Annotated in this window: 12 protein-coding genes and 1 pseudogene; 8 read left to right on the top strand and 5 right to left on the bottom strand. The window is 74.6% G+C overall.

Annotated features, from left to right (window positions below; genetic code table 11):
• Window positions 1–156 precede the first annotated feature (156 nt).
• A pseudogene (locus AC07AZ_RS21725) lies at window positions 157–945 on the bottom strand (DMT family transporter); the annotation flags it as partial.
• 47 nt (window positions 946–992) lie between these two features.
• Between AC07AZ_RS21725 and pdxR the strand changes: the two are divergent.
• The 5 genes from pdxR to AC07AZ_RS21700 all read left to right on the top strand — a co-directional run bounded on the left by pdxR (window position 993) and on the right by AC07AZ_RS21700 (window position 10,050).
• Window positions 993–2,465, top strand: coding sequence for a MocR-like pyridoxine biosynthesis transcription factor PdxR (pdxR, locus tag AC07AZ_RS21720; protein WP_478850124.1), 1,473 nt, complete (start codon window positions 993–995; stop codon window positions 2,463–2,465).
• Window positions 2,466–2,604: 139 nt separating this feature from the next.
• A complete protein-coding gene (locus AC07AZ_RS21715; RefSeq protein WP_478850122.1) occupies window positions 2,605–4,191 on the top strand; it encodes an alkaline phosphatase D family protein in 1,587 nt (528 codons plus the stop codon).
• Window positions 4,192–4,388: 197 nt separating this feature from the next.
• Window positions 4,389–5,792 carry an SWIM zinc finger family protein gene (locus tag AC07AZ_RS21710; RefSeq protein WP_478850120.1) on the top strand — a complete coding sequence of 468 codons (1,404 nt, stop codon included), beginning with the start codon at window positions 4,389–4,391 and terminating at the stop codon, window positions 5,790–5,792.
• Window positions 5,789–8,458, top strand: coding sequence for a DUF7825 domain-containing protein (locus tag AC07AZ_RS21705; RefSeq protein WP_478850118.1), 2,670 nt, complete (start codon window positions 5,789–5,791; stop codon window positions 8,456–8,458). Before AC07AZ_RS21710 ends, AC07AZ_RS21705 begins: the two co-directional genes overlap by 4 nt.
• 155 nt (window positions 8,459–8,613) lie before the next feature.
• Entirely contained in the window at window positions 8,614–10,050 is a 1,437-nt protein-coding gene (locus AC07AZ_RS21700) for a GNAT family N-acetyltransferase (protein WP_478850116.1), read from the top strand.
• A 403-nt stretch (window positions 10,051–10,453) separates the two neighbouring features.
• On the opposite strand, the gene AC07AZ_RS21695 is transcribed toward AC07AZ_RS21700, so the two are convergent.
• Window positions 10,454–11,671, bottom strand: coding sequence for a trans-sulfuration enzyme family protein (locus AC07AZ_RS21695; protein WP_478850114.1), 1,218 nt, complete (start codon window positions 11,669–11,671; stop codon window positions 10,454–10,456).
• Window positions 11,672–11,731: 60 nt separating this feature from the next.
• Between AC07AZ_RS21695 and AC07AZ_RS21690 the strand changes: the two genes are divergently transcribed.
• Entirely contained in the window at window positions 11,732–12,238 is a 507-nt protein-coding gene (locus tag AC07AZ_RS21690) for an Lrp/AsnC family transcriptional regulator (protein WP_478850112.1), read from the top strand.
• 63 nt (window positions 12,239–12,301) lie between these two features.
• Complete coding sequence (locus tag AC07AZ_RS21685; RefSeq protein ID WP_478850110.1) at window positions 12,302–13,993, top strand: DUF885 domain-containing protein; 1,692 nt, start codon at window positions 12,302–12,304, stop codon at window positions 13,991–13,993.
• A 231-nt stretch (window positions 13,994–14,224) separates the two neighbouring features.
• On the opposite strand, the gene AC07AZ_RS21680 is transcribed toward AC07AZ_RS21685, so the two are convergent.
• On the bottom strand, window positions 14,225–14,707 hold the full coding sequence (locus AC07AZ_RS21680) for a rhodanese-like domain-containing protein (protein ID WP_478850108.1): 483 nt from the start codon (window positions 14,705–14,707) through the stop codon (window positions 14,225–14,227).
• 203 nt (window positions 14,708–14,910) lie between these two features.
• Here AC07AZ_RS21680 and AC07AZ_RS21675 point away from each other — a divergent pair, with 203 nt between their 5' ends.
• The gene (locus tag AC07AZ_RS21675; protein ID WP_478850106.1) at window positions 14,911–15,357 is read left to right on the top strand and encodes an Lrp/AsnC family transcriptional regulator; all 447 of its coding nucleotides are present in this window, start codon (window positions 14,911–14,913) and stop codon (window positions 15,355–15,357) included.
• Window positions 15,358–15,359: 2 nt separating this feature from the next.
• Here the strand turns inward: AC07AZ_RS21675 and AC07AZ_RS21670 are convergent, their stop codons facing one another.
• Complete coding sequence (locus AC07AZ_RS21670) at window positions 15,360–18,353, bottom strand: AAA family ATPase (protein ID WP_478850104.1); 2,994 nt, start codon at window positions 18,351–18,353, stop codon at window positions 15,360–15,362.
• Window positions 18,350–19,513: an exonuclease SbcCD subunit D gene (locus tag AC07AZ_RS21665; RefSeq protein WP_478850102.1), complete on the bottom strand. Its 1,164-nt coding sequence runs from the start codon at window positions 19,511–19,513 to the stop codon at window positions 18,350–18,352. The genes AC07AZ_RS21670 and AC07AZ_RS21665 overlap by 4 nt, the downstream gene beginning before the upstream one ends.
• Window positions 19,514–19,600 lie beyond the last annotated feature (87 nt).

Raw genomic sequence — 19,600 nt, 5'->3', positions numbered from 1 at the left:
CGGCAGTACGGCGACTCGCCGGGCCGACCGTCGTCCGGCCGACGGCGAAGGGTCAGGGCGGCCGCCGGACGTGCGGCGGGACAACGCGCCCGATCCGAGGGCCACTCCGGCTCCCACCAGGGCGCTGCCGACGGCCTGGACGGCTCCGTAGGAGCCCGTCGCGACCAGCGGGGCGGTGCAGGCGGCCGAGACCGGGACCAGGCCGGAGAAGAGCGTGGCACGCTCCGCGTCGAGCCGCTGCATGCCCATGTACCAGCACACGAAGCCCACCGCGGTGACGACCGCCCCCTGCCACAGCAACGCGCCCGCCTCGGTCGCGTCGGGCCGGCGCAGCCACGCCGACCCGTCCAGGAGCGGTCCGGCCACCGCAGCCTCGGCGGCGGCGACCGCGCAGACCACGGCGGCCAGCAGCCGCGGGCCCAGAATCCGCAGTACGGGCACGGCGAGGACGGCGAACCCGACCTCACCGGCCAGCGCGCACAGGGAGAAGGCGATACCCGCGCCGTCCGCGCGCCCCCAGCCCTGCACGGTGCACGCCCCCGCCGCGACCAGCAACGCCCCGCACAGCACCGCGCGTCGCGGGCGGCGCCCGGACAGGAGCGGGACGACGACGGCCACGATCACCGGCGCGCATCCGACGAAGACACCGGGGACCGCTGGCTCGGCGGTGCGTTCCGCGGCGAGGACGGCCAGGTTGAAGCCCACCATGCCGATGGCCGCGACGAGCGCGAGACGGACCCACCGGCGCGGGGACAGCGCCCCCAGCCGGACCGCGGCGCCCTTCCCCACGGTCGGCAGAAGCAGCAGACAGGCCAGGGCGTAGCGGAGGAACTGGCCGCCCGCGTACGGGTAGTGGCCGAGCACACTGTTGGCGGTGAAGGACCCTCCCACGAGGACACAGGCGAGCGCGGCGAAAAGGGCCCCGCGCGTGGTGGTGGCGTTCATGGCGACGACGCTAGGCAGCGCGGCGGCCCGGTTTAAGGTCCACTTCCATGACGTCATCGGAGACCAATCGCGACCGACCGGCCCACCGGGCGACGGGCTCCGCCGCCTGGGAGGTGCTGTTGCCCGCCGTCTCGGCACCGCCCCGCGCGCGCGGCCGGGCGCTCCGGGCCGCGCTGCGGGACGCGGTCCGCTCCGGCCGGCTGGCGCCCGGCACCCGCCTGCCGTCGAGCCGGGACCTCGCGGCCGACCTGAGGGTGTCCCGCGGTCTGGTCACCGAGGCGTACGAGCAGTTGACCGCCGAGGGCTACCTGCGCAGCGGCCGGGGCGCGGGTACCTGGGTGGGCGGCGCCGTAAGGGCGGCCCCACCGCGCGCGCATGACCTCGCCCCGCGCTCCCCCGGCGTCCGGGCCTCCTTCGTGCCCGGGACGCCGGACCTGTCGATGTTCCCCCGGGCGGCCTGGGCCGCCGCGCAGCGCGGGGTGCTGGCGCGCCTCCCGCACGAGGACCTCGGCTACCCGGACCCGCGGGGCCTGCCCCGGCTGCGCACCGCCCTGGCCGAACTGCTCGCCCGCCGCCGGGGCGTGGTCGCGGACCCGGAGCGGCTGGTGGTCGTCTCCGGAGTGGCCCAGGCCACCGCGCTGCTCGCCCTCGTGCTCGGCGCGCGCGGGCTGCGCAGGGTCGGCGTGGAGGACCCGGGAAGCCCCCAGCACGCCGCGCTGCACGCCTCGGCAGGCGTCACCACCGTGCCGCTGCCGCTGGACGCCGAGGGGCTCGCTCCCGGCCCCCTGCGGGCCTCCGGGGTCCGGGCCGTCGTGACGACGCCGGCCCACCAGTTCCCCACCGGCATCGCCTACTCCGCCCGCCGCCGCGCCGAACTCCTCGACTGGGCCCGGGAGGTGGACGGTCTCGTTGTGGAGGACGACTACGACGGTGACTTCCGCTACGACCGCGCGCCGGTGGGCGCGCTCCAGGGGCTCGACCCGGAACACGTGGCCTACGCGGGCTCGGTCAGCAAGTCCCTGGCACCGGGTCTCCGGCTCGGCTGGCTCCTGGTGCCGCAGTCGTGGGCCGAGGAGGTGGTGGAACGCAAACGCACCCTGGACCTGGGCCACCCGGCCCTCGACCAGGCGCTGTTCGCCCGGTTCCTGGAACGCGGGGACTACGACCGGCAGCTGCGCCGCTGCCAGCGCGCCTACCGCGAACGCCGCGACGCCCTCGTCGCGGCCCTGGAGGAGTGCTTCCCCGGCTCCGAGGTGTCGGGGATCGCGGCGGGCCTGCACGTCATCGCCGTACTGCCGCCGCGGTACGGACCCGAACCGCGGTTCCTCGCGAGCGTGACGGCGGCCGGTGTGGCGGTGCGCGCCCTGTCCGACCACGCGCACGCGCGCGTCGACGGCGAGGCGGCGGACGGAGACGGGGACGGGGACGCGAGGGTACGGCTGGTCCTCGGGTACGCGCACCTGTCGCCCGCGCGGATCAGGGCGGGCGTACGGCTGATGGCCGGGGCCCTCGCCGGGTGAACGGCCCCCGGATCACCCGGGCCACTCCGGTCCCGCGCCCTCGCGGCCGGTTGTTCACCCGCGGTTTCCGTGTGCGCCGCGGCGCACCAGTAGGTGTGGCACTGCACACCGGCCGGATCCCGTCCCTGGAGGCACCCTCATGACCCACCGTCCGTTCCCCGGCCGCCGCAGCGTCCTGCGCGGCTCCCTCGCCGCGTCGGCGGCCCTGACCCTGCCCGCCGCGGCCGGCGCGGCGCCCGCCTTCGCCCTGTCCGGGCGTCCCGGAGCGGGCTGGGGCGTGCAGACCGGTGACGTGACCTCCGACTCCGGTCTGGTGTGGGTGCGTTCCGACCGGCCGGCCCGCATGGTCGTGGAGACCGCGGCGACCGAGTCGTTCCGCGACGCGCGCAGGTGGCACGGTCCGCTCCTCGGGACGGGCACCGACTTCACCGGGACCACCCGGCTGCACGGCCTGCCGTCGGGCGAACAGATCCACTACCGCGTCCTGCTGGCCGACCCCGACGACCCGCGCCGCACCGGCGAGCCCGTCACCGGCACCTTCCGCACGGTGTCCGCGCGCAGGCGCGACGGGGTGCGCTTCCTGTGGTCCGGTGACCTGGCCGGCCAGGGCTGGGGCATCAACCCCGACCTCGGCGGCTACCGGATCTACGACGCCATGGGCCGCCTCGACCCCGACTTCTTCCTGTGCAGCGGCGACAACATCTACGCCGACGGCCCCATCGCCGCCGCCCAGGCCCTGCCGGACGGCGGCACCTGGCGCAACATCACCACGCCGGAGAAGGCCAAGGTCGCCGAGACCCTGGCGGAGTTCCGCGGCAACTTCCGCTACAACCTGCTCGACGACAACCTGCGCCGCTTCAACGCCCAGGTACCGTCCGTCATCCAGTGGGACGACCACGAGGTGCGCAACAACTGGTACCCGGGCGAGGTGGTCGCGGACACCGACGCCCGGTACACGGAGAAGAGCGTGGACGTGCTCGCGGGGCGGGCCCGGCGCGCGTTCGGCGAGTACTTCCCCGTCTCCACGCTGCGGCCGGGTGCGCGGGAGGGCCGGGTCAACCGGGTGCTGCGGCATGGGCCGCTGCTCGACGTGTTCGTGCTGGACATGAGGACCTACCGCAACGCCAACTCGCCCGACGACCAGACCGTCGACCCGCAGGGCATCCTCGGCCGTGAGCAGCTCGAATGGCTCAAGCGGGAACTGTCACGCTCGCGCGCGGTGTGGAAGGTGATCGCCGCCGACATGCCGATCGGGCTGGTCGTGCCCGACACCACCGAGGGCCGGCCGAACATCGAGGCGGTGGCGCAGGGTGACCCGGGAGCGCCGCTGGGACGTGAGCTGCAGATCGCCGAACTGCTGCGGTTCGTCAAGCACCGGCGGATCACCGGGACGGTCTGGCTGACGGCCGACGTGCACCACACGTCGGCGCAGCACTACCAGCCGTCGCGGGCCGCGTTCACGGACTTCGAGCCGTTCTGGGAGTTCGTCTCGGGTCCGCTCAACGCGGGCGCCTTCCCGGCCAGCGCCCTCGACGGGACCTTCGGCCCGGAGCGGGTGTTCGTGAAGGCGCCGACCGCGTCGAACGTCTCGCCCGCCGGCGGCTACCAGTTCTTCGGCGAGGTCGACATCGACGGCGACAGCGGAGAGCTGACGGTACGGCTGCGCGAGCAGGACGGGAGCGTGCTGTTCACGCAGGTGCTCCAGCCGGGCAGGGTCGGCCAGTAGCAGCCGGGACTCCCGTACCCTCGACGGTGTGCCGCGCACCGGCGTCATCTCCCGGTGCGCGGTGACACCCTGGGCCGTCCACGGCCGCCGGACGGCCCCGGTCCGGGCGGGCCCGGCCGGCACCCTCAACTTGCCGTCGAGCGAGGGCTTTCCGCAGGTCAGAGCCAATTGTCAGTGGTCGCCTCTACGGTTTTTCCATGACGCGATCCGTGCAGGCCGTGGCCTATCGACAACCCTCCGTGCTGGAGTCCGCCGCAGGCGGCCGACGCCTGGGACTGGAGACCTCCCGGGGTGTGACGCCCGCGGGTGTCGAGGACCATCCGCGCTTCTTCACCGGCTTCCTGACGTCTCCTCAGGTGGCCGCGGCCGGCCTGCTTGCGGTGGCCGACGTCGCCGCGGCGCGGTACCACCAGCCGCAGCTGCGCGCCTCCCTCGACCCGGTCGTCACCGGCAACGGCGACCGGCTGCGCTTCGAGTCGTTCTCCGGCTGCGGCGGCGTGTACGCACGCCTGGACGTGCTGGGGACCGGTCTCGACGGCGGCGAGGTGGGCCACGGCACGACGAACGTCGACGTCAACAACCCGCTGCGTGACGCCCTGTCCCGGATCGGCACGGACGACCCGCTCCATCTGCGGGTGGGGCCGGAGGAGTTGACGCTCACCACGACGGACGGCCCGGTCGTGGAGAAGAAGGTGCCCCTCCCGGACCGGTGGCTGCGGGGCTTCGCCGAGGCCCAGGTGATCGCGGCCGGCTTCGACCTGCGGGCCGAGCTGCCCGCCGCCGAGGCTGTACGGTTCCTGCGCACGCTCCCGCGCGGCGGGGCACGCGGCGCCTCGGCGGCCCCACGCTGGGTGGTGCCGGCGGGCCGTTCACTGCGACCGACCACCCGGCCGGTGCCCGGCGCGGTCTGCCTGCCGGGGCCGGACCGGCTGATCGCCCTGCAGCGGGTGCTGCGTCACGCGACGGCACTGCGGGTCCACGGTCCCGCGATCGGCTCGCAGAGCGCCGCGGCCGGCGCCTGGGAGGTGGTCCTGCCGGGGATGCGGCTCACTCTGACGCTGTCTCCCGACGCCTCTCGCGGGTTCTCCGGCGAAGGCGGTGTCCTCGACGCCCTCGCCACCGACGAGGCAGCCGCCGACGCGGAGCTGATCTCGGTGCTCCTCTCCTGGGAGCCCCGCATCGACACGGCTGACCTCGCCGCCGCCTCCGGTCTCACGCCCGAGCGGGTCAGGGCGGGACTGATCCGCCTCGGCACCTCGGGCCGCGTCGGCTACGACACGGCGGAGGCGGCCTACTTCCACCGTGAACTCCCCTACGACGCGGACCGGGTGGAGCGTCACAACCCCCGGCTGCGCTCCGCCCGGGCACTGGTGGCCGCCGGCGCGGTCGCCCTGGAGGGCACGCTCGCGACGGTGACGGCCGAGGACGGCCACGCGCACCGCGTCCGGGACGAGGCGGGAGTGCTCAGTTGCAGCTGTCTGTGGTGGGCGAAGTACCGGGGCGGGCGCGGACCGTGCAAGCACGCCCTGGCGGTACGCATGGTGCGGCGGGGCGCCGTACCGGAACAGGAACCGGCACGAGTCGGCGGGGGTGCGCGATGAGTTCACTGATGGCAGCGGTCCGGGCCGGGCGGACGGCCGAGGTGGTGAGCCTGCTCGACGGCATGACGGACGACGAGCGGCGCTCGTACCTGCCCGAACTGCGGGCACTGCGCAAGGAACTGCGGGCCGATCAGTGGAACGCGGCCTCCCGACGCGCCTACCCCGCCCTGCACGCGGCCGGCGCGGCCTGCCAGACCGGCGCGGCGGGCGTGGCGAGCTGGCTCGCGGCATCCGACATGCGCTGGTCGCAGGCGTCACCGGGACTTCTGATCCACCTCCTGGGCGACCGGCGTGCCGACTGGCTCATCGACGTGACGCACCGGCTCGCGCAGCGCCCGGCCGGCGCCGGCGTGCGGTACGAACTGCTGGCCGGTCTGGTCCGGCTCTCCGGTGGACCGGTGCCGACCACGCAGACGTACGTCCACGGCTGGGTGGACCACATCGGCCACGCGCGGGAACTCGGCAACAGCCTGCTCGACCGGCTGCGCAGGGATCCCCACCTGACGACCCTCGTGGCCGCCGCCTTCGAGACGCAGGACATCGGCAACCGCTGGTCGTGGACGTACGGCGAGGGACCGGACAGCTGGGCCGAGGCACTCGCGCGGCTCACGGCCGAAGGCGCGCTGGACCGCGGGGCGACGGTCGACGCGTGCGTGGCCCGGCTGGTGCGAGGCGGGGCGGCCGCCGACCAGCGGTCGTTCCTGCGCCTGCTGCGGTCGCTGGCGCTCACCCGCGACGAGGAGCGGGAGCGGATCACCGACTGGCTGGCGCTGGCCGCGGACGCCATGCCGGTGGTGGCCTCGCACGCCCAGTCGGTGCTGGGGGCCCTTGCCCTGAGCGGGGACCTGACCCCGCGCCGGCTGGCCGAGATGTCGGCCGCGGCGTTGTTCCGCACCGAGAAGAAACTGGTGCGGGCCCAGCTCGTGCTGCTGGGCAAGGTGTTGGTCGCCGACCCGTCCGCGGCCGCGGAGTTGCTGCCCGCCGTCGCGCACGCCTTCGGTCACGAGGACTCGGACGTGCAGGAGCGGGCGCTCAAACTGGTGGAACGCCACGCGAAGAAGGTGACCGGCACGGCGGGCTCCACCCGGGTCTGTGAGGAACTCGCCGGCTCCGCCGCGCAGTTGATCCCGGCACTGCACGCCCGGGCGTCCAGTGCGCTCGGCGCCCCGGTGGCGTCGTGGACGCCGGAGTACGAGGAGATGCTGCCGCCGGTGCCGCAGCCGGTGCGGCTGGCTCCCGCTCCCGGCACGGCCGTCGAAGTCGCCGAGGAGGTCGGCGCGTTGCTGGCGTCGGGGGGTGGCGTCACGGAGTTCGAGCGGACCCTGGACGGACTCGTCCGCCACGCCTACCAGGACCGGGGCACCCTGCTGGAGGCGCTGGAACCCGTCGTCTCGCGACGCTGGTGGAACCCGTCGGGGCAGGAGCGGGTCCTGCCCTCGCAGCACTATTTCGGCAACCACCGGCACGGCATCACCGGAGCCGAGGACGGCATCGACCTGCTCCTCGCGACGCTGCGCGGCGCGGTGCTCACCGCCACGCTGGAGTCCTCGGGCCGGCAGGGGGCGGGGACGCATGAATGCGTGCACAGCGGCCTGTCCCGGGCCTTCGACGCCCGCCTCTGGGAGGTGGCGTACCGCATCCGGACCGACCCTCTGCCGTTCCTGCTGTCCACTCCCACCTGGAGCACCGGCCTGCTGGAAGCGGACGAACTGGTGGCGCGCCTGGACACCTACCGGCGGTTGGGGGCCCGCGTCTCGGCGGCCGACTTCGCGCAGGCGCTGCTGCGGGTGCGGCGCGGGAACCGCCCGGCGGCCGAGGCAGCCGCCGAGCGCGCCGCGGCGCTCGGCACCGAGGAGGGGATCCGGCTCGCGGCCTGGCTCTCCCGGGCCCCGGCCCCGCCGACCGACCGGCGGCGCACCTCGGGCGTCCGCATCTTGCTGGAGTTCGGTGAACTGCCGGAGCTCCAGAGGGACTTCCCCGCGGAGTTCCAGGGGCTCGGCCGTCCGGTGAGCGTCTTCCGGGAGCGCTGGTACTGCCATCACTGGAACCAGGACATGCAGCAGCACTGGCTGGCGCTGCTTCCCGAGCGGCGCGAGCTGGTCGCCGTGCGGCTGCTGCGGGATCTCTCCGCCCTGGCCGTGGACGACAGTCGCGGCGCGGCCGCCGTCCTGCCGCAGCTCGCCGAGGCCGGCGGTGAGGCGGGCGAGGCCGTGCACCTGGGCCTGGCGTACGGACTCTGCGCACGGCATCCCGAGGACCGGCTCGCCGCCGTCGACGCCCTGCTGGTCCTGGCCGCCCGGGGGCAGCTGGACGCGGCCAGGCTCGGTGCGGACCTCGGACAGCTGGTACGGCGCGGTGCCGTCAAGCCGCTGCGGCTCGCCGAGTCGGCGCGGACCGCCGCGGCCACGGGGGCGAACGCCACCATATGGGGGGTGCTCCGCCAGACGCTGCCCGTGCTGCTCGCGGACCTCGCGACCGAGGGCGCCGCCGCGTCGACGCGTGGGGCCGGGGAGCTGGTGGCTGTGGCCGCGGAGTGCGCCGAACGTTCCGGAGCACGCGGGGACATACCGCATCTGGCGGGGGCGGCGGCCCGGCGCGGATCGTCCCGGCTGGTGGCGCAGGCCCGCCGGCTGCGCGCCACGCTGGCCGAGGAGCAGGCCGCGTGAGCGGCGTGTTCACGACCGGTCGGAGCCCGGTCGATCGACGTCCATCAACTATCAAAAGATAAACAAAAGGCGCATAAGCACTCTTTACCGGTAGGTCACAGAGCGTTCGTGATCACGCAACACCGTTCCTTCACAGTGGCTGCATGACTCGAGACATGTCTGATGTGACCCGTGCCAGGCACGGGCGTCCCGTGCACCACTGGCGGCGGGACGTGATCGAACTCGCCGCGCTGTTCACGGCGGTGGCGGTGGCGGACGCCGTCGCGAACCTGGTCGGACACGGCCCCGACGGACCGGAATTGCTGCTGATCTCGGCGGTGGTCCTGGTCGCCACGGCGGGGTTCCACACCTGGTGGGCACGGCACCACGGCCACGCGCCGCCGACGAGTGATACGGAGGCCCGGCCGCTGTCCGCGGGACGGCAGGCCGGGCAGTCCTCCCCGGAGGAGACCGCGCGGGAGGCCGTGCCCGGCGAGAGCGTGCTGTGGCGGATGCGGACGACCGTGAAGGACGAACCGGGCTCGCTGGCCACGCTGTGCACGGCGCTCGCCGGTCTGCGGGTCGACATCCTCAGCCTGCAGACGCATCCGCTGGCCGAGGGCACCGTGGACGAGTTCCTGCTGCGGGCCCCCGCCGAACTCGGCGGGACCGAGCTCAGCCGCGCCGTGTCGCTGGCCGGCGGCGCCGACACCTGGATCGAGCGGGCCGACGCGCACGACCTGGTGGACGCGCCGACCCGGGTGCTGGGCCTCGCGACCCGCACCGCCCTGGACACGGCCGAACTCCCTCTCACCCTGAGGCAGTTGCTGGGCCGGTGCACCATCCGTTCGCTGCCCGCCGCCCCGGTGGGCGGCGGCCGGCGACCCGCGGCCGTGCCGGTGGAGGGAGTCCTGGAGGGCACCGTGATGCGTCTGCGGGCGCCGGAGGGCGGAGTGATCACCGTGGAGCGGCCGTACCTGCCCTTCACACCCACCGAGTTCGCCCGGGCGCGGGCGCTGGTCGAACTGGACGCCCGGCTGGGCCCCCGTGTGCCGGTCGGCCAGCACGTGCTGACCCTGCCCGAGGGCAGCGACATCACCGTGCGCCGGGCGGACCCGAGCGACCGCGAGGCCGCGAAGGCGATGCACGAGCGGTGCTCGGCGCGCACGCTGGGTATGCGCTACCACGGTCCGGTCGGTGACGCCGACCGCTATCTGAAGCACCTGCTCAGTCCCCGCTTCGGCCGGACACTCGCCGTGCAGACGGCCTCCGGACGCATCGTCGGCCTCGGCCACCTGCTGTGGGACGGGGACGAGACGGAGGTGGCGCTGCTCGTCGAGGACGACTGGCAGCGGCGAGGCATCGGCGGCGAACTCCTGGGCCGGCTGGTGACGATGGCTCAGGAGGCCGACTGCGAGAGCGTGTACGCCGTGACGCAGGCTTCCAACACCGGCATGGTCGCCGCCATGCGCGGCCTCGGCCTCCCCCTCGACTACCAGATCGAAGAGGGCACCCTGGTCATCACGGCCCGCCTCCGCACGGCGGCGACCACCTCACGGCCGTCGTACGACCAGTCGCCGGGGCAGTACGGCGAGCGGAGCGCGCGGGACTGAGCGGGCGGGCAGACACGCGTCCGGGCGGGGGCGCTCCGGCCGGGCCGGCGAAGGAGCGGTCGCTCCGGCCACCCGCCGAAGGAGCGGTCGCTCCGTCCCGGCCGCCGAAGGAGCGGTCGCTCCGGCCCACCCGCCGAAGGAGCCGCTCCGGCCGGCCGCCGCGTGAGGGTTCGCTCCGGCCGGGCGCGTGTCTGCGGAAGACCGTGTCCCGGCCGGTTCGTCCACGCCTCGCGCCCGCCGCGCGACGCAGCCGGCCCTTGGCCGACGGGCGCTTCACCCGGACCCCGCACCCCGGACGATCCCCGACGCCTCACGCTCGGGGCGATGTGGCCGCCCCTGCCCGACGGGCGCACCGTGCACGTCTCGCGTCCCGGCCCCGTTCGGCCCCCCACCCGACGAACGCCTAACGCAAGGCTCGCGCGCCGGACGGTTCGTCCACGCGCCGCCCGTCGGGCGTCTCGTCCGCGCCCAGCGCCCCGTCCAGGTCGGCCCACAGGTCTTCGATGTCCTCCAGGCCCACCGACAGTCTCAGCAGCCGGTCGTTGACGCCCGCGTCGCGGCGGTCGTGCGCGTCCACGATGCGGTGGCTGATGGACGCCGGGTGCTGGATGAGGGTGTCGACGCTGCCGAGGCTGACGGCCGGGGTGATCAGCCGGACGGCGCCGATGACCTCGTGCGGGTCCCCCGCCACCTCGAAGGCGATCATCGCGCCGCCGATGCGCGGGTAGTGGACGCGGGTGACGCGTGGGTCCGCGGCGAGCCGGCGGGCGAGTTCGGCGGCGTTCGCCGAGGCGGCGCGTACCCGCACCGGGAGCGTGGCCAGACCCCGCAGCAGGAGGTAGCCGGCGAGCGGGTGCAGCACGCCGCCGGTCGCGAACCGGACCTGTCGCAGCCGCCCGGCGAACTCCTCGTCGCAGGCCACGACGCCCGCCATCACGTCCCCGTGGCCGCCGAGGTACTTGGTGGCGCTGTGCAGCACCAGGCGCGCGCCGTGCTCGGCGGGGCGTTGCAGCACGGGGGTGGCGAAGGTGTTGTCGGCGAGCAGCGGCACGGAACCACAGGAGTGCGCGACGGCCCGCAGGTCGAGTTCGGCGAGTGTCGGGTTCGCCGGGGACTCCACGAGCACCAGCCCGGTGTCGGGGCGCAGCGCGTCCGCGATGCCGGCCGGGTCCACCCACGTCACCTCGGTGCCGAGCAGCCCGGCGTTCAGCAGGTGGTCGCTGCACCCGTAGAGAGGACGCACGGCCACGACGTGCCGCAGCCCCATCGAAGCCCGTACGAGCAGTACGGCGGTCAGCGCGGCCATGCCGCTGGCGAAGGCGACCGCGGCGCCGGTGCCCTCCAGCCGGGCCAGGGCGGTCTCGAAGCGGGCGACGGTCGGGTTGCCCAGCCGGGCGTAGACGGGCGGTCCCTCCGGTTCGGCGCCGGTCGCGGCGAAGGCGTCGATGCGGGCGGCCTCGCCCCGGCTGTCGTACGACGGGTAGGTGGTGGACAGGTCGATCGGCGGCGCGTGCAGGCCCTGCCGGGCGAGGTCGTCCCGGCCGGCGTGCACGGCCTCGGTGGCCAGTGCTCTCGGTGTGGTGCGTATGCGGTCGTGGCTGTGGAGGCTCGCTGAGTCCATGGCCGGAAGGGTGAACACTCGCCGGGCTTATGGGCTGACATACCGTGTTACGTTCGGTCCATGGCTGATTCCGTCGAACTGGACCCGGTGGATCTTCATCTGCTGCGGCTGTTGCAGAACGACGCCCGGACCACCTACCGGGATCTGGCCGCGCGGGTCGGCCTCGCGCCGTCGACCTGTCTGGACCGGGTCACGCGACTGCGGCGGGCGGGTGTCATCCTGGGTCATCAGCTGCGGCTGGATCCGGCCAAGTTGGGGCGTGGCCTGGAGGCGCTGCTGTCCGTGCAGGTCAGACCGCACCGGCGGGAGCTGGTGGGGCCGTTCGTGGACCGGATCCGGGCGCTGCCGGAGTCCCGGACCGTGTTCCATCTGACCGGGCCGGACGACTACCTCGTCCATGTCGCGGTCGCTGACATGGCCGATCTCCAGCGGCTGGTGCTGGACGAGTTCACGGCGCGTTCCGAAGTGGCCCGGGTGGAGACCCGGCTGATCTTCCAGCAGTGGGACTGCGGCCCCCTGCTGCCGCCCGGCCCGGCCGGGGCCACGCCCTCAGCGAAATCGAGCTGACCCGGGCCACGGCCCGCCGACACGGGGCTGACGCGGCCCCCGTCTCCGTATGAGGATGTCCGCATGTCAGAGACGAACAGCCCGCTGCCCCGCGAGGTCGCCGACACGTATGTCGACGAGCTCATCGCCCTCGACCCGTGCACCGGTACCTACCTCGGCGACCGGGAGAGTTCGAGCAGACTCCCGGACACCTCGCCCGCCGGGCTGGAGGCACTCGCGGAGCTGGCACGGACCACGCTCGCGCGGCTCGACGAGGCCGAGCGCAGGCCCGGCGCGGACAGTGACGTCGAGCGCCGGTGCGCCCGGCTGCTGCGTGAGCGGCTCACCGCGGAACTCGCCGTGCACGACGCGGACGAGGGGCTGCGCGCGGTCGGCAACATGAGCACGCCCGCGCACTCGGTGCGCGAGGTCTTCACGATCACGCCGACCGTGACGGACGAGGACTGGGCGGCGGTCGCACAGCGGCTGCGCGGGGTACCGGCCGCGCTGGCCGGCTACCGCGAGTGCCTGGTGCTCGGCCTGGAACGCAAGCTGTACGCGGGCCCCCGGCCCACCGCCACGTTCGTCGCACAGCTCACGGAGTGGGCGGACACCGACGGCAACGGCCGTGGCTGGTTCGAGGAGTTCGCGTCGGCGGGTCCCGAGGCGCTGCGCCCGGAACTCGACGAGGCCGCCGGCGCCGCGACCGCGGCCGTGGTCGAGCTGCGGGACTGGGTGCGTGACGTGTACGCCCCGACGATCGAGGGCGCGCCGAACACCGTGGGGCGTGAGCGCTACGCCCGCTGGTCGCGCTACTTCAACGGTACGGACCTCGACCTGGACGAGGCGTACGCGTACGGCTGGTCCGAGTACCACCGGCTGCTCGCCGAGATGCGGCAGGAGGCCGAGAAGGTCCTGCCGGGCGCCGAGACGCCGTGGGTGGCGCTCGCGCACCTGGACGAGCACGGCAGGCACGTCGAGGGCGTCGACGAGGTCCGCGAGTGGCTGCAGGGCCTGATGGACCAGGCGATCGAGTCGCTCGACGGCACGCACTTCGAACTCGCCGAGCGGGTACGGAAGGTGGAGTCGTGCATCGCGCCGGCCGGCAGCGCGGCCGCGCCGTACTACACGGCCCCGTCGGAGGACTTCTCGCGGCCGGGCCGCACCTGGCTGCCGACGATGGGCCAGACCCGCTTCCCGGTGTACGACCTGGTCTCGACCTGGTACCACGAGGGCGTCCCGGGGCACCACCTCCAGCTCGCCCAGTGGGCGCACGTCGCCGGGAACCTCTCCCGCTACCAGGCCACGGTCGGCGGGGTCAGCGCCAACGCCGAGGGCTGGGCGCTGTACGCGGAGCGGCTCATGGACGAACTGGGCTTCCTCACCGACGCGGAGCAGCGGCTGGGCTACCTCGACGCGCAGATGATGCGGGCCGCCCGGGTCGTCGTGGACATCGGCATGCACCTGGAGCTGGAGATCCCGGCCGACTCCCCCTTCCACCCGGGCGAGCGCTGGACGCCCGAACTGGCCCAGGAGTTCTTCGGCGCGCACAGCAGCCGTCCCGCGGACTTCGTGGAGAGCGAACTGACGCGTTACCTGACGATTCCGGGCCAGGCGATCGGCTACAAGCTGGGCGAGCGGGCGTGGCTGCTGGGCCGGGAGAAGGCCCGCGCACGGCACGGCGCCGCCTTCGACCTCAAGGCCTGGCACATGGCGGCTCTCTCCCAGGGCTCCCTCGGCCTGGACGACCTGGTCGACGAACTGTCCCTCCTGTGACACCCACGGCCGGAGAAGGACGCCCGCCGGCCACCCCGGCGGGCGTCATCCTGCGTACGGCGGACGTCATCCGGCGTACGGCGGGCCTCGCCCGGCGCGTGTCGCCCGGCGCCCGCGCCCGCACCCAGCCCCCCTCCACCAGCCGTCACGGCCGGGCGCCGCGCAACCCGCCCGCGCCGCGGCCACCCGCGCCCCGGGCCCACGCACGCCCCGCGTAGCCGAACCAGCCCGTCAGCAGCCGCAGTTCTCCGCCTCGACCGGTGTGGTCAGTGGGTCGGCCGTGCGGTGTCCGAGGCCCTGCCAGGTCTCGTACGGGAAGCCCTCGCGGGCCCAGTACTCGAAGCCGCCGAGCATCTCCTTGACCTGGTAGCCGAGTTCGGCGAGGGCGAGGGCTGCACGGGTGGCGCCGTTGCAGCCGGGGCCCCAGCAGTAGGTGACCACCGGCACGGCCCGGTCGAGGAGTCGTTCCGCCTGTTCGGGCACGAGCGCGGTCGGGAGGTGCACGGCGCCGGGGATGTGGCCCTGGTCCCAGGACTCGGTGGACCGGGAGTCGAGCAGGACGAAACCGGGGTCATCACCGGCGGCCAGTGCGGCGGCCACGTCGGACACGTCGGCGTGGAAGACGAGGCCGGCCCGGAAGTGACGGACCGCCTCGGCGGGGGTCGCGGGGGCGACCCGCAGTACGGGGTTGACGGTGGTCGTGGTGCCGCTCATGATTCCGGCCTCTCGTCCAGGGTCCGGTCGGGGTCACGGCGGCTCTCGGCAGAGGGCGGCGGCCGGCGACCGGACATCCACATCCCGAGACGCGCGTCCCGAGTTCGATGCACCGAAATCTACGGTCGCCGAGCGCCGCCCAGAAGAAGAGTTCCCCGGCCTTCCGCTTGCCTCGCCGGGGAATCCCCTGCTATCCCTCGGGGATGACCGTGTATTCCCCGGACGCCACCGACTGGCGCATTCTGGACGTCCTCCAGCGCGAGGGCCGGGCCAGCTTCGCCGAGCTGGCCCGTGCCGTGTCCATGTCCGCGAGCGCGGTCACCGAACGCGTGCGCCGGCTGGAGGAGGCGGGCGTCATCCAGGGGTACGCGGCCGTCGTGGACCCGGACCGGCTGGGCCTGTCGATCCTGGCGTTCGTGCGCCTGCGCTATCCGCACGGCAACTACAAGCCGTTCCACGACCTGGTCGCCGTCACCCCGGAGATCCTGGAGGCGCACCACGTCACGGGGGACGACTGCTTCGTCATCAAGGTCGCGGCCCGTTCGATGCGGCACCTGGAGGAGGTGTCGGGCCGGATCGGCGCGCTGGGGTCGGTGACCACGAGCGTCGTCTACTCCTCGCCCCTTCCCCGGCGCCCGCTGGGCCGGTGAGGTCAGCCGGCCCCGCGCCGGCGGATCACCGACCCCGACCGGCCCTTCACGATCTCCAGCTGGGCGTGGACGCGGCGCCGCAGGTCGGCGACGTGGCTGACGATGCCGACGCTGCGGTCGCGTTCGCGCAGTGAGTCGAGGACGTCGAGGACCTCGTCGAGGGTCTGGTCGTCGAGACTGCCGAAACCCTCGTCGATGAAGAGCGTGTCCAGCCTGACTCCGCCCGCCTCGTCCGTGACGACGTCGGCGAGGCCGAGCGCGAGGGCGAGGGAGGCGAAGAACGTCTCGCCGCCGGACAAGGTCGCCGTGTCGCGCTCCCGGCCGGTCCACGCGTCCACGACGTGCAGCCCGAGGCCGCTGCGACCGCGGCCGGTCCGGTCGTCGGAGTGGACGAGGGTGTAGCGGCCGGACGACATGCGTTGCAGCCGTACGGTCGCGGCGGCGGCGACCTGTTCCAGGCGGGCCGCCAGCACGTACGACTCCAGGCGCATCCTGCGTTCGTTGTCCGCGGCGGTGCCCGCGGCGAGGGCGGCGAGGCGGGCCACCCGGTCGTACTCCACACGCAGCGGCGCCAACTGCCGTACGGCGGTGGCGGAACGGGTGGAGAGCAGGTCCAGTTCGGTGCAGCGGCGGGCCGCCGCGTCGCGGGCGGAGGCCGCCTCGCGCAGCCGCCGGGTCGCGGCGTCCGCGGTCCGCCGGGCGGCGTCGGGGTCGGCGGGCGGCCGCTGTGCGGCGGCCGCGGTGTCGGGCTCGGCGAGGACCGCGCGTACGGCGGCCTCCTCCGACTGCCGTGCGTCCAGGCGCCGTTGCAGTTCGCGGTGGGCCGCGTCGTCCAGCAGGGCGTCGGCCGCGGCCTGGGGGGTGTCGAAGCCGGCGCGGAACGCGGCGTCGGCGAGCCGGGCGTCGGCGTCCTTGAGGCGCTGGGCGGTGTCCTCGGCGGCGCGGGCGCTGTCGGCCGCGTCGGTGAGCTGCGCCGCCCGCCGCTCCAACTGTGCGGCCCGCGCGGCCACGCTGTCGGCGGCGCCCCGCGCCTCAGCCAACTCCTGCTGCAAGGTGGCGCGTTCACGGTCGAGCTGCTCGCGGTGCCCGACCCGGGCGGCCGCTCTGACGGCTGCGTGCTGCCGTAGCGCACCACGTCGTTCGTGCTCCTGGTCGGCCCGGCGCAGCTCCTCGGTGGCCGCGTGCAGACCGGAGGCCACCTCCCGGGCCCGCGTGTACTCCCGCTCCAGGGCGGAGACTTCCTCGGCGAGTCGGTCGGTGGGCGCGTCGCCGGCCTCGGCGGTGGCGGCGGCCAGTGCCTCTCGTACGACGCCGAGGCGGCGTTCGTCCTCGGCCCGCCGTTCGTCGGCGCGCTGGTAGGCCGTCAGGGCGTGTTCCTCGGCCTCCCGGTCGACGTGTCCGGCGATCTTACGGGCGGGGGCGGGGTGTTCGGTGGCTCCGCAGACGGCGCACGGCTCGCCGTCGGTGAGGTTCGCGGCGAGTTCGGCGGCGATGCCGGTCAGCCGCTGTTCCTTCAGGTCGAGCCAGTGCGCGCGCGCCAGCTGGGCCTTCTCGACGGTGACGAGCACCTGTCGCTGGGCGGCTTCGGTGTCGGCGGCGAACTGGTCGCGCTGCCGGGCCGCAGCGAGCCGTCTGTGGGCGGGCTCGTGCCGGGCGGCGAGCTGCTCGGTGGCGGCCGCGGCCCGCTGGGCGGCGTCGACGCCGTCCTGCAGGGCCGCACGGGTCGCCTCCCAGCCGGCGAGCCAGGCGTCCGTCTCCTGCAGGACGTCCTCGTCGGCGCGTTCCTGCCGGTCCAGGCCGGCGCGCTCCGCGTCGAGCCGAGCGAGCCGCTGCTCGGCGCGGCGGGCCGACTCCAGGCCGCCCAGTTCCTCGGCGGTCCGGCGGGCCGCGGTCGCCAGGCCGGCCGCGCCGGCGCCCGCGAAGGTGTCCGGCAGCAGGGCGCGGGCGCGTGCCTCGGCCGAGACCGCCCTGCGGTGTTCGGCGTCGGCGGCCTCCCGCAACTCCAGGGCGGGCGCGACCGCCTCGGCCTTGCGGGCCCGTTCCATGCGCGCCTGTGCCAGGTGGTGCGCGTCGCGCTGTGCCGCCAGCCGCTCGGCCCGTTCCCGACCCTCGGTGAACCTCCGCTGCAGACGCGCGAGTTCGCGGGTGTCGGCGAGGTCCCTTTCGGCGGCGGCCTGCGCCGACTCGGCGGCTGTGAGACGGCAGTGCGCGACGGTCAGCTGTTCGCGCGCGGCGCTGCGGGCGACGGCGGCGGCGGCGAGCACGGTGTCGGCCAGCCCCGGTTCGCCGGGGGTCAGCTCCGGCAGGTCCATGGCGTCGCCGGCGGCCTGCTGCATCCGGTGCGCGTCGGCGAGCAGCGCGGCGTCGCCCTCGCGCACCTGGGCCTCGGTGGTCCGGCGGCGCTCGGCCAGGCGCTTCTCGGCCTCGGCGAAGCGGTGGGTGTCGAAGAGCCGGCCGAGCAGCCGGCCGCGGGCCTCGGCGTCGGCGCGCAGGAAGCGGGCGAAGTCACCCTGCGGCAACAGGACGACCTGGCAGAACTGCTCGCGGCTCATGCCGAGCAGCTGGGTGATCTCCTCGCCGATCTCCTGGTGGGAACGGCTGAGGTCCTTCCAGGCGGCGGCCACGGCGTCGTACTCGCGCAGCCAGCTCTGGGCCTTGTCGAGGGTGGTGCCCGAGCCGCGCTTCTTGGGGCGCTCCCAGGGCGGTTGCCGGGTGACCTCCAACCGGCGTCCCGCGACGGTGAGTTCGAGGCGGACCTCGGTGCGCGTGCCGGCCGCCGCGTGGTCACTGCGCAGGGTGACGCCCTGGCCGCTCTGGCGGGCGCCGGGGACCGAGCCGTACAGCGCATAGCAGACGGCGTCCAGGACGGAGGTCTTGCCGGCGCCCGTCGGGCCGTGCAGCAGGAAGAGCCCGGCGGCCGAGAGGTCGTCGAAGTCGACCGTCTGGGAGCCGCCGAAGGGCCCGAACGCCGTGAGGTCCAGCCGGTGCAGTCTCACGGTGTGACCTCCCGCAGGGTCCGGTCCACGCGCACCGCGTCGAACGCGTCGCGCAGGACGTCCCGCTCGTCCTCGTCGGGTCCGGCGCCCCGCACGTGCGCCACGAAGTCCTCCGCGATCTGCTGGTCGCTGCGGCCGGCCAGCCGCCTGGCGTAGGACACGTCCGGGTCGTCGGGGGCCCGCTCCGGGTCGAAGACGAGGCTGAGCGTGTGCGGGAAGCGTCCGGTGAGCCTGGCCATGGGGTCGGCCGGGCGGACCGGGTCGGTGAGCGTGGCCTCGACCCACGCCTCCGTGTGCCGTTCGAGCTCCGGGTCGGCGAGCAGGTCCTCCAGCGTGCCGCGGAGGCGGGCCAGCGCGCGCGGCACCGGGCAGTCGAGGCGCTCCGCGGTGAGGCTTCCGTCGGCTCCCAGGTCGACGAGCCAGACGCTCTTGCGGTGGTCGGCCTCCGAGAAGGAGTACGGCAGCGGGGAGCCGGAGTAGCGCACGCGCTCGCTCAGGGTCTGGCAGCCGTGCAGGTGCCCGAGCGCCACGTAGTCGACGCCGTCGAAGACCCCGGCGGGCACGGCGGCCACCCCGCCGACGGTGATGTCCCGCTCACTGTCGCTGGCCTGGCCGCCGGAGACGAAGGCGTGCGCGAGGACGACGGACCGGGTGCCGGGCGGGCGGGTGGCGAGGTCGGCGCGGACGCGGTCCATGGCGGCGGCCAGCACCGGCTCGTGGCCCGCCTTCTCCACCCCGAACCGGTCCTTGACCAGCGCGGGTTCGAGGTAGGGCAGACCGTAGAGGGCGACGTCGCCGTGGGCGTCGGCGAGGACGACCGGCGTGCCGCACGCGGCGGGCTCGGTCCGCAGGTGGATGCCGGCCCGGTCGATGAGGCCGGCGCCCACGCCGAGCCGGCGCGCCGAGTCGTGGTTCCCGGAGATCATCACGGTCGGCACACCGAGGTCGGCGAGCCGGTGCAGGGCGTCGTCGAAGAGCTCGACCGCGGCGAGCGGCGGCACCGCGCGGTCGTAGACGTCTCCCGACACGACCACCGCGTCCACCTCGCGCTCACGCACGGTCGTGACGAGGTGACCGATGAACGCGGCCTGCGCTCCGAGCATGTCGACCCGGTGGAAGGCCCGGCCGAGATGCCAGTCGGACGTGTGCAGCAACCTCAAGAAACCGCTCCGACCCGCACGTTGACCCCTGTTGCCTGTCTCGGACCACCACGAGCCGGCTCGGACCCGCGGTCAGCACCCACCACG

It is taken from the genome of Streptomyces sp. NPDC043878, from assembly GCF_056435735.1.
The sequence above is the reverse complement of the archived record's forward strand: the minus strand, read 5'-3'. Positions and strand labels throughout refer to the sequence as shown.